At 50.3% G+C, this 14,667-nt stretch carries 17 protein-coding genes; 1 reads left to right on the forward strand and 16 read right to left on the reverse strand.

All coding sequences use genetic code 11. The features are described 5' to 3' along the window. Positions 1-151: 151 nt before the first annotated feature. From ndk to trmJ, 11 genes are all read right to left on the reverse strand, one after another. Positions 152-583 carry a nucleoside-diphosphate kinase gene (ndk, locus tag IC617_RS12900; RefSeq protein WP_087504606.1) on the reverse strand — a complete coding sequence of 144 codons (432 nt, stop codon included), beginning with the start codon at positions 581-583 and terminating at the stop codon, positions 152-154. A 198-nt stretch (positions 584-781) separates the two neighbouring features. Next, on the reverse strand, positions 782-982 hold the full coding sequence (gene iscX, locus IC617_RS12905) for a Fe-S cluster assembly protein IscX (protein WP_224745993.1): 201 nt from the start codon (positions 980-982) through the stop codon (positions 782-784). 11 nt (positions 983-993) lie between these two features. Then, on the reverse strand, positions 994-1,332 hold the full coding sequence (gene fdx / locus IC617_RS12910; protein ID WP_191145404.1) for an ISC system 2Fe-2S type ferredoxin: 339 nt from the start codon (positions 1,330-1,332) through the stop codon (positions 994-996). Between the two features lie 2 nt (positions 1,333-1,334). Then, positions 1,335-3,203 carry a Fe-S protein assembly chaperone HscA gene (hscA, locus tag IC617_RS12915; protein ID WP_191145405.1) on the reverse strand — a complete coding sequence of 623 codons (1,869 nt, stop codon included), beginning with the start codon at positions 3,201-3,203 and terminating at the stop codon, positions 1,335-1,337. A gap of 31 nt (positions 3,204-3,234) precedes the next feature. Further along, positions 3,235-3,762 (reverse strand): co-chaperone HscB, encoded by a 528-nt coding sequence (hscB, locus tag IC617_RS12920; protein WP_191145406.1) that lies wholly within the window; start codon positions 3,760-3,762, stop codon positions 3,235-3,237. 38 nt (positions 3,763-3,800) lie between these two features. After that, positions 3,801-4,124 (reverse strand): iron-sulfur cluster assembly protein IscA, encoded by a 324-nt coding sequence (iscA, locus tag IC617_RS12925; protein ID WP_191145407.1) that lies wholly within the window; start codon positions 4,122-4,124, stop codon positions 3,801-3,803. 18 nt (positions 4,125-4,142) lie between these two features. Beyond that, positions 4,143-4,526, reverse strand: coding sequence for a Fe-S cluster assembly scaffold IscU (gene iscU, locus IC617_RS12930; RefSeq protein WP_191145408.1), 384 nt, complete (start codon positions 4,524-4,526; stop codon positions 4,143-4,145). Positions 4,527-4,557: 31 nt separating this feature from the next. Continuing rightward, entirely contained in the window at positions 4,558-5,772 is a 1,215-nt protein-coding gene (locus IC617_RS12935) for an IscS subfamily cysteine desulfurase (RefSeq protein ID WP_191145409.1), read from the reverse strand. Positions 5,773-5,813: 41 nt separating this feature from the next. Further along, positions 5,814-6,293 (reverse strand): Fe-S cluster assembly transcriptional regulator IscR, encoded by a 480-nt coding sequence (gene iscR / locus IC617_RS12940; protein ID WP_191145410.1) that lies wholly within the window; start codon positions 6,291-6,293, stop codon positions 5,814-5,816. A 115-nt stretch (positions 6,294-6,408) separates the two neighbouring features. Beyond that, positions 6,409-7,218: a serine O-acetyltransferase gene (cysE, locus tag IC617_RS12945; RefSeq protein ID WP_191145411.1), complete on the reverse strand. Its 810-nt coding sequence runs from the start codon at positions 7,216-7,218 to the stop codon at positions 6,409-6,411. Positions 7,219-7,232: 14 nt separating this feature from the next. After that, complete coding sequence (gene trmJ / locus IC617_RS12950) at positions 7,233-8,012, reverse strand: tRNA (cytosine(32)/uridine(32)-2'-O)-methyltransferase TrmJ (protein WP_191145412.1); 780 nt, start codon at positions 8,010-8,012, stop codon at positions 7,233-7,235. Positions 8,013-8,224: 212 nt separating this feature from the next. On the opposite strand from trmJ, the gene suhB reads away from it, so the two are divergent. Continuing rightward, entirely contained in the window at positions 8,225-9,028 is an 804-nt protein-coding gene (suhB, locus tag IC617_RS12955) for an inositol-1-monophosphatase (protein WP_191145413.1), read from the forward strand. Between the two features lie 142 nt (positions 9,029-9,170). On the opposite strand, the gene secF is transcribed toward suhB, so the two are convergent. From secF to queA, 5 genes are all read right to left on the reverse strand, one after another. Continuing rightward, on the reverse strand, positions 9,171-10,118 hold the full coding sequence (secF, locus tag IC617_RS12960) for a protein translocase subunit SecF (RefSeq protein ID WP_191145414.1): 948 nt from the start codon (positions 10,116-10,118) through the stop codon (positions 9,171-9,173). Positions 10,119-10,128: 10 nt separating this feature from the next. Continuing rightward, positions 10,129-11,979 carry a protein translocase subunit SecD gene (gene secD / locus IC617_RS12965; RefSeq protein ID WP_191145415.1) on the reverse strand — a complete coding sequence of 617 codons (1,851 nt, stop codon included), beginning with the start codon at positions 11,977-11,979 and terminating at the stop codon, positions 10,129-10,131. 21 nt (positions 11,980-12,000) lie between these two features. Further along, a complete protein-coding gene (gene yajC, locus IC617_RS12970; protein ID WP_191145416.1) occupies positions 12,001-12,336 on the reverse strand; it encodes a preprotein translocase subunit YajC in 336 nt (111 codons plus the stop codon). 17 nt (positions 12,337-12,353) lie between these two features. Beyond that, positions 12,354-13,499: a tRNA guanosine(34) transglycosylase Tgt gene (tgt, locus tag IC617_RS12975; RefSeq protein WP_191145417.1), complete on the reverse strand. Its 1,146-nt coding sequence runs from the start codon at positions 13,497-13,499 to the stop codon at positions 12,354-12,356. A 79-nt stretch (positions 13,500-13,578) separates the two neighbouring features. Beyond that, positions 13,579-14,643, reverse strand: coding sequence for a tRNA preQ1(34) S-adenosylmethionine ribosyltransferase-isomerase QueA (queA, locus tag IC617_RS12980; protein ID WP_191145418.1), 1,065 nt, complete (start codon positions 14,641-14,643; stop codon positions 13,579-13,581). Between the last annotated feature and the right edge of the window lie 24 nt (positions 14,644-14,667).

Genomic DNA, 14,667 nt, shown 5'->3' on the forward strand with positions numbered 1-14,667 from the left:
ACGCAATGGGCACGTGGGCTGGGAGCGATTGTGGCAAGGATGGTTCAAACTACAAACCATCCTTGAAGGCTATGAGCTAGCCAAGTCTCTTGAGCTTTGAGATGTGATCAAGAGACAGCGCATCGCGGGGCTTTTTGTTGTCGCATTCGAATTAACGAGTGCGAGGGCAAATTTCGTCATCAGAGAAGAAATATGCAATTTCACGAGCAGCAGATTCAACAGCGTCAGAGCCGTGTACTGCGTTTTCGCTAACTTCAGTCGCAAAGCAAGAACGAATGGTGCCGCGCGCTGCTTCCGCAGGGTTCGTTGCGCCCATGATCTCACGGTTAGCCAGAACTGCATTTTCGCCTTCCAGCACTTGAACCATTACGGGACCAGACGTCATGAACTCAACCAAGCTTGCAAAGAACGGACGCTCTTTGTGCTCAGCATAAAAGCCTTCAGCTTGCTCTTGGCTCATGTGGATCATTTTTGATGCAACAATAGTCAAGCCAGCAGACTCGAAACGGTTGTAAATAGCGCCAATTAGATTTTTAGCGACGGCATCGGGCTTGATGATTGAAAAGGTGCGTTGAATCGCCATCTTTCAGCTCTCCTTGAGGGAAGAATACAAAGGTTCCTGTTGTTGTCACAGGTTTAATTTTCGCGGCGCATTATACGCATCGAACAGGCTGAATGAACAGCGTTAAAAAAATACCAGATGTGACTCAGCCATCATAAAGCGAACCCTAGGCCGAATATAAGTCAGAAGGCGAAAAAAAACGGCCTTTCGACCGTTTCCTTAATCTGCTTCATCGATCCAGTGTTGTTGAATCGCTTCAAGGATGCGTTCACCACAATGACTAGGGTCATCATCGAACTCATCGAGCTCAACAACCCACTGCATTAAATCGGTGAATCGTACCTGAGTCGGATCGACATCTGGATGGACATCAATCAGCGCCAGCGCAATATCCAATGAGTCAGTCCATTTCAACGCCATGGTTAATGCTCCTAGTGTTGTTCAGAAACCATATTTAAGGTGTATTTCGGAATTTCGACAACTAAATCTTCGTCGGCAACTTGTGCCTGACAGCCGAGCCGCGACTCTGGCTCAAGGCCCCAAGCTTTGTCCAACATGTCGTCTTCCAATTCATCACTTTCTTCCAGTGAGTCAAAGCCTTCACGGATCACCACATGACAAGTGGTACAAGCACAAGACTTCTCACAGGCATGTTCAATATCGATATGGTTACGCAGCGCCACATCAAGCACAGTTTCGCCTTCGGCGGCATCCACCACCATGCCTTCGGGGCATAGCTCTTCATTAGGTAGAAATACGATTTTTGGCATGGTTAAACCTCATCCACTTTATGGCCCGCCAATGCCGAGCGAATCGACACGTCCATTCGGCGCGCAGCAAATACTTCTGATAATTTGTTGACTCGCTCAATCGCCAGTTCAATGGCTTTATCATCCTGACCTTGTGCGACTTGTTTCAGCTCTGCCATCCCTGCAAGCAACCCATCGCGCTCATCACAACTCAATAGTTTATCGCCATCTGCGGCAATCGCGACATCAAGCGCTTCAAGAACTCGCTCAGCCTCTACGCGTTGCTCGGCGAGCATTCGCGCGGTCATATCTTCTTTTGCATGGGTGATCGACGATTTGATCATCTGGGTAATTTCATCTTCACTCAAGCCATACGATGGTTTCACGTCAATGGCGGCCGACACGCCGGTTGATTTTTCCATCGCCGACACACTCAACAAACCATCTGCATCGACTTGAAAAGTGACGCGAATGTGGGCTGCACCGGCTGCCAACGGCGGAATATCCCGCAGGGTAAAGCGTGCCAGCGAGCGACAATCATCCACCAATTCGCGCTCACCTTGTAGTACATGAATCATCATCGCCGTCTGGCCATCTTTGAACGTGGTGAACTCCTGGGCTTTGGCAATGGGAATCGTACTATTGCGCGGGATGACCTTTTCGACTAAACCGCCCATCGTCTCTAAACCGAGCGACAGCGGAATAACGTCGAGCAAGAGCATGTCGTCAGCATTCTTGTTGCCAACTAATACATCGGCTTGCAGTGCAGCACCTAGCGCTACCACTTTGTCCGGATCGATGCTTGTCAACGGCGCTTTGCCAAACAGCGCAGCAACATCTGCTCTGACTTTGGGCACCCGAGTAGAGCCACCGACCATGACAACTTGAAGAATTTCGTCTGGGCTAATCGATGCGTCCTTCAGTGCCCGCTTACTTGCGCGCAACGTCTTGCGGACCAGCGGTTCGATCAGTTGCTCAAAGTGCTGCCGTGAAACCTCTAATTGGTATTCGCCAGTGGACAACTTTAGGCTTACTGCTACGGAAGCAAGGTCGCTCAGCTGCTCTTTCACTCGGCGCGCTGCGTTGGCCAAATGCCGTAAATCCGCTTGGCTGAGTTGCCCGCTGTTCAAGCCTGCTTGAGTGATAAAATCGTCAACCAACAGCTGATCAAAGTCATCACCACCGAGAGCAGAATCACCACCTGTCGCCAGTACTTCGAAAATACCTTTTTGCAACCGCAACACTGACACATCGAAGGTTCCGCCGCCGAGATCGTACACGACGATGACGCCTTCATCGCCGCTGTCAAGACCGTATGCAACAGCCGCAGCAGTCGGCTCATTGATTAATCGAAGTACCTTTAAACCGGCCAGTTGCGCAGCATCTTTGGTCGCTTGGCGCTGGGCATCATCAAAATAGGCCGGCACCGTGATCACGGCGCCATCAATGTCGCCGCCTAACGAATGCTCAGCGCGTTGGCGCAACGTGGTCAACAGGTGTGATGAGGTTTCAATGGCGTTGATTTTGCCCTGCGGCGTATCGAAAGCCACCAAGCCGTTTTCAGTCTCACAAAACTGATAAGGAAATTTTTGACCGCGAGCCTGAACATCAGCCAATGAGCGGCCCATAAAACGCTTCACAGAAACAATGGTGTTGACCGGATCAATTTCGCTTTGGGCGACCGCTGGGTAGCCTGTAAGTATTTCATCCGTTTGATAGCTCACTACCGAAGGCAGAATAGCTTGACCATTGGCGTCAACAAGGGTTTCTGCCTGGCCACTGCGGACCGAAGCAACTAACGAATGAGTGGTACCCAAATCGATGCCTACAGCACGTTTGGTTTGGTGCGGAGCGGTACTTTGACCGGGCTCAGCAATCTGCAGCAATGCCATGTATTTAGCCTGACTGTGTAGAAACTAGTAATTAGTAATCGAGTGCGTCTTCGGCCTGAGCAATCTCAACCATCAACTTATTCATGAAAGACAACTTACGCACTTCATTGGCCCAAGTCGGCGCATCTTGATGATGCTGACCGGCATCCAACGCCTGAGCAATTTTATCGTTCAGTTGTTTTTGAGCCGCGGCAATCGTATCAGAGAATTGTTCAAGGCCGTCGAGATCTTCCGCTTGTTTCAGAGCTTCTAAATGCTCACGCCATTCCATCTGCTGCATTAAAAATGCTGAATCTCGCAGCGTATGTTGTTCGGCTTGTAAATCAATGCCAGCCAATTGCAACATGTATTGAGCTCGCTTTAGCGGCACTTTTAAGGTCTGAAACGCATCGTTGATTTGAGCTGACTGTTGCACCGCTAAGCGTTGTGCCTGCTCGCCCTGGCTAACAAACTGGTCAGGGTGGACGGACTTTTGTAAGTCACGAAAGGTATTGGTTAAAGCTGTTTGGTCGAGACTATATTGCTCAGGCAAACCAAACAGCTCAAAGTAGTTGTCCATGATAATGGTAGCGCGTTAACTCAGTGCTGAATTTAACATTAAACGGTAAAGCTCTCGCCGCAACCACACTCGTCTTTGACGTTGGGGTTATTGAACTGGAAGCCCTCATTCAATCCTTCTTTGACAAAATCAAGTTCGGTACCATTGAGGTACACCAAGCTTTTGCCATCAATAATGATTTTCAGGCCATGGGTTTCAAACACCTCATCGCCGTCTTCCAGTTCATCAACAAACTCCAAGACATAGGCAAGGCCACTACAACCTGTGGTCCGAACCCCAAGGCGAAGGCCTAAGCCTTTGCCTCGATTTGATAAAAATGCACTGACTCGGTCGGCTGCTGCGTCAGTCATTGTTACTGCCATGCCTTATGTCTCCTGAGATTAAGCGGGTTGCTTGCTTTTGTAATCTTCAATCGCTGCTTTAATGGCATCTTCGGCCAAAATTGAGCAGTGAATTTTTACCGGCGGCAACGCCAACTCCTCGGCGATTGCGGTGTTCTTAATCGAAGCAGCCTCGTCGAGAGTCTTACCTTTGACCCACTCGGTAACCAATGACGAAGAGGCAATCGCGCTGCCACAGCCATAAGTTTTGAACTTGGCATCTTCAATCACACCCTGATCGTCGATTTTTAACTGTAATTTCATCACGTCACCACAAGCTGGTGCGCCGACCATGCCGGTCGCGACTTGTGGATCATCTTTTTCAAACGAACCAACGTTGCGAGGATTCTCGTAGTGGTCGATTACTTTTTCACTGTAAGCCATATCTATTTACTCCTACTTTGTCCGTTCGCAATTAATGGTGAGTCCATTCGACTTTATTTAAATCGACGCCGTCTTTAAACATTTCCCAAAGCGGCGACATCTCGCGCAATTTGCCAATTGCGTTTTGAAGCAAATTAACGGTGTAATCCACTTCTTCTTCAGTGGTGAAGCGACCGATGCTAAAACGAATCGAGCTGTGAGCCAATTCGTCATTTAACCCTAGGGCACGCAACACATATGACGGCTCTAGGCTGGCCGAAGTACAAGCAGAACCCGAAGAAACCGCCAAATCTTTTAGCGCCATAATCAATGATTCGCCTTCAACGAAAGCAAAGCTAACATTGAGATTGCCCGCTACGCGTTGCTCTAAATCACCATTAACATAGACTTCTTCCATGTCTTTAATGCCGTTCCAGAGGCGTTGACGAAGCGCTAAGACGCGCTCATTTTCTTGCGCCATTTCTTCTTTGGCCAAGCGGAATGCTTCACCCATACCAACAATCTGGTGGGTTGGCAGAGTACCAGAACGCATACCACGCTCATGGCCACCACCGTGCATTTGCGCTTCTAATCGCACTCGCGGCTTACGACGAACGTAAAGCGCACCGATGCCTTTTGGACCGTAGCATTTGTGAGCTGAGAAGCTCATCATGTCGATTTTTTGTTGAGCCATATCAATTGGCACTTTACCGGCGCTTTGTGCGGCATCGACGTGGAACAAAATTTTGTTCTCGCGACATAGCTCACCTATTGCAGTGACATCTTGAATCACGCCGATCTCGTTGTTGACGTGCATGATGCTGACCACAATGGTGTCTTCTCGAAGCGCTTGCTGGAGCTTGGCCAAGTCAATGAGGCCATTGCTTTCCGGCTCAAGGTAAGTCACCTCAAAGCCTTCGCGTTCTAACTGACGAAAGGTATCGAGCACCGCTTTGTGTTCAGTTTTACAGGTGATCAAGTGCTTGCCTTTTTTCTGATAGAAATGAGCAGCACCTTTAATGGCGAGGTTATTTGATTCGGTGGCACCGGAAGTAAAGACGATTTCACGCGGATCGGCGTTGATCAAATCAGCGATTTGATTGCGTGCAATATCAACCGCTTCTTCGGCTTGCCAACCAAATTTGTGAGAGCGCGAAGCGGGGTTACCGAATACGCCATCGGTGGTCATAAATTGCATCATTTTTTCAGCAACCCGAGGATCGACCGGGGTGGTTGCTGAATAATCCAAGTAAATCGGAAGCTTCATGAATTACTCCGTAAAAATCTCGTCTGAGCCGTATCCGGCTATCAGCCCACCATGTGAAGTGGGATATTAATTTTGTTATTGCTTAATTGGTTGTCTTGACGCTCGGTCACGCCTTGAACATCGTGTTCTTGCATCAAGTCGGCGAGTGAAATGCTCGCCAAAAAATTCTCAATACGCTCACTCAAACCCAGCCAAAGCGAATGGGTCAGACAACGGTTGCCGCTTTGGCAATCTCCCTTGCCCTGACAACGAGTGGCGTCAATGGATTCGTCAACAGCGGCGATAACCATGTTGACTGAAATATCTGCTGCGTCTTTACCAAGGCGATAACCACCACCCGGGCCACGGACGCTGGACACCAACCCTTGCTTGCGCAGGCGGGAAAACAGCTGCTCCAGATATGACAGTGAAATATCCTGTCGTTCTGAAATATCGGCCAACGGTACAGGGCCATCTTCTGAGTGCAAGGCCACGTCAAGCATGGCTGTGACCGCGTAGCGGCCTTTTGATGTTAAACGCATTTTTTTATCCGGTCTCTCTCAGCAGTGACGCGAATGGTCACATACCCGAGTAAAACAGTCAAGTAAATATCATACTATTTTACTCAGGTTTTATAAGGCCGGATCAACTCGCTATTTAAATTCCCGGGTCAAATGCTTCACGCTCCCGTTGACGAGCTTGCGCAGCCTCTTTTTCAGCCTCGGCTAAATCAATCACATCGAGCTCGGGGATTTCCTTGCAGACATCGCCCCCAAGGTTGTTGATGGCACCACACATGTCGTTCACTTTGGCATCCATCAAATGAATGTGATCAACTAACTGGCCAATGGCTTGGGCGACTGGATCGGGGTTGTCTGGCGAGACCGCATAGGAATTAAAACCATATTTTTTCGCCAGCGCATCGCGATGCTCGCGCTTTTCGTCAGTACTGGTTTGCGCTTTAACAATGCGGCCTGGAATGCCGACAACTGTGGCCCCTGCGGGGACCTCTTTGACCACCACCGCATTAGAGCCAATGCGAGCATTTTCGTGCACGGTAAACGGACCAAGCACCTTGGCTCCGGCGCCAATGACGACTCCATCTTTGAGGGTCGGGTGACGTTTGCCTGCATCCCAACTGGTGCCGCCAAGGGTAACCCCGTGATACAGCGTGACATCGTCACCAATCTCTGCGGTCTCACCGATTACAATGCCCATCCCGTGGTCAATAAAGAAACGGCGACCAATAGTGGCTCCGGGGTGAATTTCAATTCCGGTCATCCAACGCGAAAACGATGACACAAAGCGTCCCAACCACTTCATTTGATGACGCCAAAACCAGTTGGCAAGGCGATGTAGCCAGAGCGCGTGGAGGCCAGGGTAACAAGTGAGTACTTCCCATGTATTGCGGGCAGCGGGATCGCGGCCAAACACACAACGAATGTCTTCTCGCATGAGACTAAACATTTAAGTTGCTCTCCTTATTCCTTACTGGCGCCTTCTACGCCGCTATCTTGCTCTGTTTCTTCCTGATGTGAGGCATGCTTTTTCCGACCCGGGTTCTGCACCGAGCTAAGCATCCCTCGTAATATATTTAACTCTGTCGCCTCAGGCCGCGCTCGGTTAAATAGGCGGCGAAGCTTAGTCATCACGACACCAGGGTGCTGTGGAATAATAAACCCCGTTTGACGAAGCGTCTGCTCTAGGTGTTGGTAAAACCCTTCGAGTTGCTCTGCCAGCGGGTATTCGGCTTGCTCGCTTTGATGCTGCTCGCGGTTCAACCATGCCATTCGCACTTCATAACATAATGTTTGGACGGCAGCGGCTAAATTCAACGAGCTGTAGTCTGGATTGGCTGGAATACAGACATGGAAATGGCACTGCTGCAACTCGTCATTACTGAGTCCATGGGCTTCACGGCCAAAGACAATCGCCACCGGATAGTTGGGAGCTTCCGCAATGACTTTTTCACCACATTCGCGTGGGTCAAGCATTGGCCAGCTAAACGTCCGATTTCGAGCGCTGGTCCCTACCACTAGACCGCAGTCAGCGATTGCCTGTTGCAGTGAATCACACACCGTCACGTTTTCCAACACGTCCACCGCACCAGCAGCTAAGGCAACCGATTTACCATCAGGCATCGCCTGCGGATCAACCAAGTACAGATGCTGCAGACCCATGGTTTTCATCGCTCGAGCGGCAGAGCCAATATTACCGGAGTGAGTCGTGCCGACCAGCACAATGCGAACTTGATCCAACATCTTTGATATGCACCTGGAATTTTCGGGGGCACGAAGTTTATCACGCCGGATCATTGTTTTATAGATGTAGATCCTAGACCTTTTGCAGATCTTTTGATAACGCTGACGACACCGCCACAAGCTGGTCAAAAATTAAGCTGGAATAAGCCTGTAACCCCGTGTATACTCCGCCGCCGACCTAGTTCTTTAACAAAACATCGAGTGGTAGTGGAATGCATCCAATGCTAAATATCGCCGTGCGCGCTGCACGAGCGGCAGGAAAAGTGATCCTGCATGGTTACGAACGACTGGACCGTATCGAAACCGAAACGAAAAGTGCCAATGATTTTGTCACCAACATCGACAAGGATGCCGAACAAGTCATTATCGAAACCTTGTTAAACGCTTACCCTGATCACAGCATCGTTGCTGAAGAAAGCGGTATGAGTGGCGCAGTCAAAAGCGACTACCAATGGATCATTGACCCACTCGATGGCACCACCAACTTCATGCGTGGTGTACCTCACTTTGCAATTTCCATTGCATTAAAACACAAAGATCGCCTCGATCAGGCGGTCGTTTACGATCCAATTCGCGACGAACTCTTTACCGCTAGCCGTGGCGCAGGCGCCCAGCTAAATGGTTATCGTATTCGCGTGACCGACAAACCAGACTTGAATGGCGCTCTGCTTGCAACAGGCTTTCCGTTCAAAGCAAAACATCACTTACCTGCTTACACAGCAATTTTTTCTGACTTGTTCGAACAGGTTGGCGATATGCGCCGAGCGGGCTCTGCCGCTCTAGATTTGGCTTATGTTGCTGCTGGCCGTATTGATGGTTTCTGGGAAATTGGCCTTAAGCCTTGGGATATTGCCGCTGGCGAGCTAATCGTTCGTGAAGCTGGCGGTATCGTTTGTGATTTTGTTGGCGGTCATGGCCACCTCAAAAGCGGTAATGTCGTCGCTGCTAACCCTCGGGTGACTCAACGTATGGTCAAAGCGATGCAGCCGCATTTAGGTGAAGCGCTCAAGCGCTAAGTGATTACAACGGCTCCAAATTGAAAAGGCCCTTGCAAACGCAAGGGCCTTTTTTGTTGCTCGCAATCGCGAAAGATATATTCACCCGAGCACAAAAAAGCGGCCATCAAGGCCGCTCTTTGATTAACTACCAAGGCAAGCTTTAAAGCATGGCTTGCTGATCGGCACCTTCTTTCTCGATTTCCTCTGGAATCAGAGATTCACGAGTGAGACCAAGAGCCAACGCCGTTGTGGTAGCAATATAAATCGACGAGTAGCTACCGACAACCACACCAACAATCAATGATGCAGAGAAGGTTGCCAACAGTTCACCACCAGCGAAATACAAGGCAAACAACACCACCAAAGTCGTCAATGAGGTGATCAAGGTTCGACTCAGGGTCTGCGTCAACGAGGCATTGGTAATCGCGATTTCACCCATCTTACGCACCTTGCGGAAGTTCTCCCGAATTCGGTCGAACACCACGATGGTGTCGTTCAGTGAGTAACCAATCACCGACAGCACACCGGCAACCGTGGTCAGGTTAAACTCCAACTGAGTCAGAGCGTAAAAACCAAAGATTAACGACACGTCGTGGAACAACGCCGCCACCGCGCCAGCACCCAAGCGCCATTCAAAGCGAAAAGCAACGTAAATCAGGATGCTGATCAGTGCCACCACCATTGCCAGCAACGCCGATTCCATCAGCTCTTTACCGACAACAGGGCCGACGAACTCAGTACGCTTAATAATCACTTGGTCGTCAAGCTGGGCTTTAAGGACATCCGTGATCTTATTGTTGAGAGTTTCAGCTGAAGCTTGCTCAACCGGCGGTAAACGCACCAGCATATCGCGGCTAGAGCCGTACGCCTGAACCGTCGCCGATTCAAAGCCTTCGTTTTCCAACACGCCGCGAATATCAGAAGCAACCACTGACTTGGAGAACTCCAGCTCCACCAATGTACCGCCGGTGAAATCAAGGCCCATATTCAAGCCGCGAACACCAACCAGAGCCAGAGATACGATCACCAAAATGGTCGACAAAATACCGGCTGGGCCGCGCCAACGCATGAAGTTGATATCACTGTCGAGTTTTAAGATTTGAAACATCGTCGACTCCTTAAATCGGCAGCTTGTCGAGACGGCGACCGCCCCACACTGAGTTAACGACCAAACGTGTACCAACAATTGCGGTAAACATTGATGTCGCAAGACCAATGGCCAGCGTTAAGGCGAAGCCTTTCACCGGACCACTACCGATAGAGAACAAGATAACCGCCGTAATAAAGGTGGTGATATTGGCATCGGCAATCGATGATAAGGCATTGGAATAACCCATATGGATCGATTGCTGAACCGAACGCCCGGCTCTCAACTCTTCGCGTATTCGCTCGAAGATCAGCACGTTGGCATCAACCGCTGTACCAATGGTTAAAACGATACCGGCGATACCTGGCAGCGATAACGTCGCCCCCGGCAACATCGACATCACCCCAACGATTAACACCAAGTTCATCACCAATGCGACGTTGGCGACCAAGCCGAAACCACGGTAGTAGAACAGCATGAATGCGATGGTGGCAGCCAAACCATAAATGATCGACGTTAAGCCACGCTCAATATTCTCAGCGCCCATGCTTGGGCCAACCGTGCGTTCTTCAACAATCTGAATCGGAGCAATCAAAGCACCGGCACGCAGTACCAGCGCCAAGTTATGCGCTTCAGCTTGGGAATCGATACCGGTAATACGGAAGCTACGTCCGAGGCGAGCCTGAATGGTCGCAACGTTGACCACTTCTTCTTGCTTATCGAAGATTGGGCGGCCATCAGCATCACGTTTGCCAGTCGGTTTGTATTCAATAAATACTGTCGCCATCGGCTGACCAATGGCGTCTTTGGTGGCAGCAGCCATCTTATTGCCGCCCTTGCCATCCAATGAAATGTTCACCTGAGGGCGCGAATACTCATCAAAGCCAGACTGCGCACCAACAATGTGGTCACCGGTCAGGATCACGCGATTCTTGAGAAGTACCGGACGGCCATCGCGATCGGTAAACAAACGACTACCAGGGATGGAACGACCAGCAACAGCGGCTGCAACATCACCTTTGGTGTCTTGCATGCGGAATTCCAGCGTGGCCGTCGCTCCGAGGATTTCCTTCGCGCGTGCGGTGTCCTGCACACCCGGCAATTCCACCACAATACGATCTGCACCCTGCCGCTGTACCAGCGGCTCGGCAACACCTAATTCATTAACCCGGTTACGGATAATGGTGATGTTTTGCTGCACTGCGTAATCGCGCGTTTCTTTCAGCTTTTGCTCACTCATGGTGACAATGGTGTCGGTATCATTGTCGCTATCGGTGAAGATCAAATCTGGATACTTGCGCTCCAACGCACGCGTACCTTGGTCACGGCCTTCCTCATCGCGAAAGCGCAGCTCAACACCGCCTTGCGAGCGCTGACGAATGCCCTTATAGCGGACCCCCTCTTCGCGCAAATCAGAGCGGAAATCCTGCACCATTTGTTCTTCGGTTTTGGCAATGGCCGCGCCCATATCCACTTCCATCAGGAAGTGAACACCACCGCGCAAGTCCAGGCCCAATTTCATTGGGCCGGCACCTAGACCTTCGAGCCATGCTGGCGTTGCAGGCGCCAGATTTAGAGCCACAACAAAGCGCTCGCCAAGGGCATTGGCAACCAATTCACGAACAGGTAGTTGTTGATCAGAATTAAGAAGGCGTAATTCGATTTGATTGTTCTCAAGGGTCAGGCGCTTGTATTCAACACCTTCGGCCTCAAGGGCTTGTTTGACTTTGTCCAGAGTCTGCGCTTCAACGGTGGCACCGCGGGCCGCCGAGATTTGCACAGCTGGATCTTCACCATATAAATTTGGTGACGCATAAAGTGCGCAAATGGCGACCACGAGGATCACCATTACCACTTTCCAAATAGGATTTGTATTTAACACAATCGGCTCCTGCCGAGTTTATTACAGTGACTTCATCGTGCCTTTCGGCAGCACCGCTGAAATAGCTGCTTTTTGAGCAGTAACGTCAAGGCCTTCAGCCAGGCTAATCACAACGAAATCTTTCTCGTCGCTGACTTTGGCAATTTTGCCAACCAGACCACCATTGGTCAGAACTTCATCGCCTTTTTTCAGCGCGCTGACCAAGGCTTTGTGATCTTTCACTCGCTTGGCTTGCGGGCGGTACACCATGAAATAAAAAATCACGGCGAACATTACCAGCATGAAAATCAACTCAAAGCCACCGCCTTGCGCTTGTGCACCTGAATCAGCCCAGGCATCTGCAATAAACAGACTCATGAATACTTCCTTAACAGTTAGTCAGTTGTAGTTTCGTTTTGTTGCTCAAGTGGTGGCACTGGAAGCCCCCGGCGAGCATAAAAATCAGTTACGAAGTCGGATAATTTACCTTGCTCAATCGCCGCCCGCAAACCTTCCATCACTCGTTGGTAAAAACGTAAGTTGTGGATGGTGTTCAAGCGAGCACCCAGAATCTCATTACATTTGTCCAAATGATGTAGATATGCGCGACTGTAATTCTTACAGGTATAGCAATCACACTCAGGATCAAGCGGTCCGGTATCTTTCTTGTGTTTGGCGTTGCGGATCTTTACCACGCCGTCAGTGACAAACAAATGGCCATTACGCGCATTTCGGGTTGGCATCACGCAATCGAACATATCAACGCCGCGACGGACCCCTTCAACCAGATCTTCGGGCTTGCCGACTCCCATCAGATATCGGGGCTTATCTTCAGGGATCAAGGGGGTGGTGTGATCCAAAATGCGGATCATGTCTTCTTTTGGCTCGCCAACCGACAAACCGCCGATGGCGTAGCCATCAAAACCAATGTCGGTTAACCCCTTGAGCGATACCTCTCGAAGTGGCTCATACATGCCGCCCTGAATAATGCCAAACAGCGCATTGGGGTTTTCAATCTTATCGAAATGAGTTCGACAGCGCTCAGCCCAGCGCAGCGACAGCTCCATCGAAGTTTTCGCTTCATCGAAGGTTGCTGGATATGGCGTGCACTCATCGAAGATCATGACGATATCGGAGCCCAATGAAGTTTGTACTTCCATCGATTCTTCCGGCGTCAGGAAGATCTTATCGCCATTGACTGGCGAGCTAAAACTCACCCCTTCTTCGGTAATTTTGCGTAGCGCACCCAAACTAAACACTTGGAATCCGCCGGAATCGGTCAAGATCGGGCCTTGCCAGTTCATGAAGTCGTGCAAGTCACCATGCATTTCCATGATTTCCATGCCCGGCCGCAGCCATAAGTGGAAGGTGTTACCCAGCAAAATTTCAGCGCCAGTTCCAGCCACCTCTTCTGGGGTCATGCCCTTGACGGTGCCGTAAGTGCCTACCGGCATGAAAGCCGGCGTTTCAACAGTGCCGCGCTCAAAATGCAAACGGCCACGACGGGCTTTGCCATCGGTATTGATGAGTTCGTATTTCATAGATCCTCGCTAACCGGAAAAACAGTCCGGTGCTGACTCAATCTTTCTAGAGAAGTCAGTAACAACGTTCAGTGCATTGTCACAAATGTTGGTTACGGCTGATGAACATGGCATCGCCGTAACTAAAAAAGCGGTATTGCTGCTCGACTGCGGCCTTGTAAGCCGCCATCACGTGATCATAACCGGCAAAGGCGCTAATCAACATGATCAAAGTCGATTGTGGTAAATGAAAGTTGGTCACCATGGCATCAACTAACTGGAATTGATAGCCAGGGTAGATAAAGATGCTGGTGTCCTGACAAAACGGCTGCAGCTGTTGCTCAGCTGGCGCTTGCCCTTCGATGAAGCAGGCCTGAGCGGCCGATTCCAGTGAACGAACCGACGTCGTCCCCACCGCAATCACTCGGCCACCATTGGCTCTGGTTTGATTGATTTTATCCACCGTAGCCTGAGGGACGTCAGCCCACTCGGCATGCATGACGTGGTCTTTGACATCATCGACCCGAACCGGCTGAAAGGTACCGGCGCCAACATGTAAGGTCACGAAGCCAATGTCAGCGCCTTTGGCTTGAATCGCTGCCATCAACTCATCGGTAAAGTGAAGACCCGCGGTTGGCGCCGCCACTGCGCCCGGTTTGTCGTTATAAACCGTTTGATAACGTTCGCGGTCAGAGTCTTCGTCGGGGCGGTCAATATAAGGAGGCAATGGCATGTGGCCAATGTCTTCCAAGACGTCGAGCCAGCTTTGATCATCACTTAAGGCCAGCTCAAATAACGCATCTTGACGGCCGGTCACGGCGACTTCGACTTTATCTTCAAGAATAATCTGACTACCCGGCTTTGGGGCTTTGCTGCATCGAACGTGAGCAAGCGCTTGCTGCGGTGAGATAATGCGCTCAACCAGTACTTCTAATTTGGCGCCGGTGATCTTGCGACCAAAAGCTCGAGCGGGGATCACGCGGGTATCGTTAAAGATCAGCAAGTCACCGGGGTTAATCTGCTCGAGAATATCGGTAAATTGGCGATGCTTGAGTTCGCCGGAGTTGCCATCAAGACACAGCAATCGGCTACTACTGCGGTCTGGCTGTGGGTAGCGGGCAATCAACTCGTCAGGCAATTCAAACGAGAAATCAGCAACTTTCATCCGATTCTCCGGCGGTATCTAGAT

The sequence above is a fragment of the Neiella litorisoli genome (assembly GCF_014773395.1).
Classification (GTDB): domain Bacteria; phylum Pseudomonadota; class Gammaproteobacteria; order Enterobacterales; family Neiellaceae; genus Neiella; species Neiella litorisoli.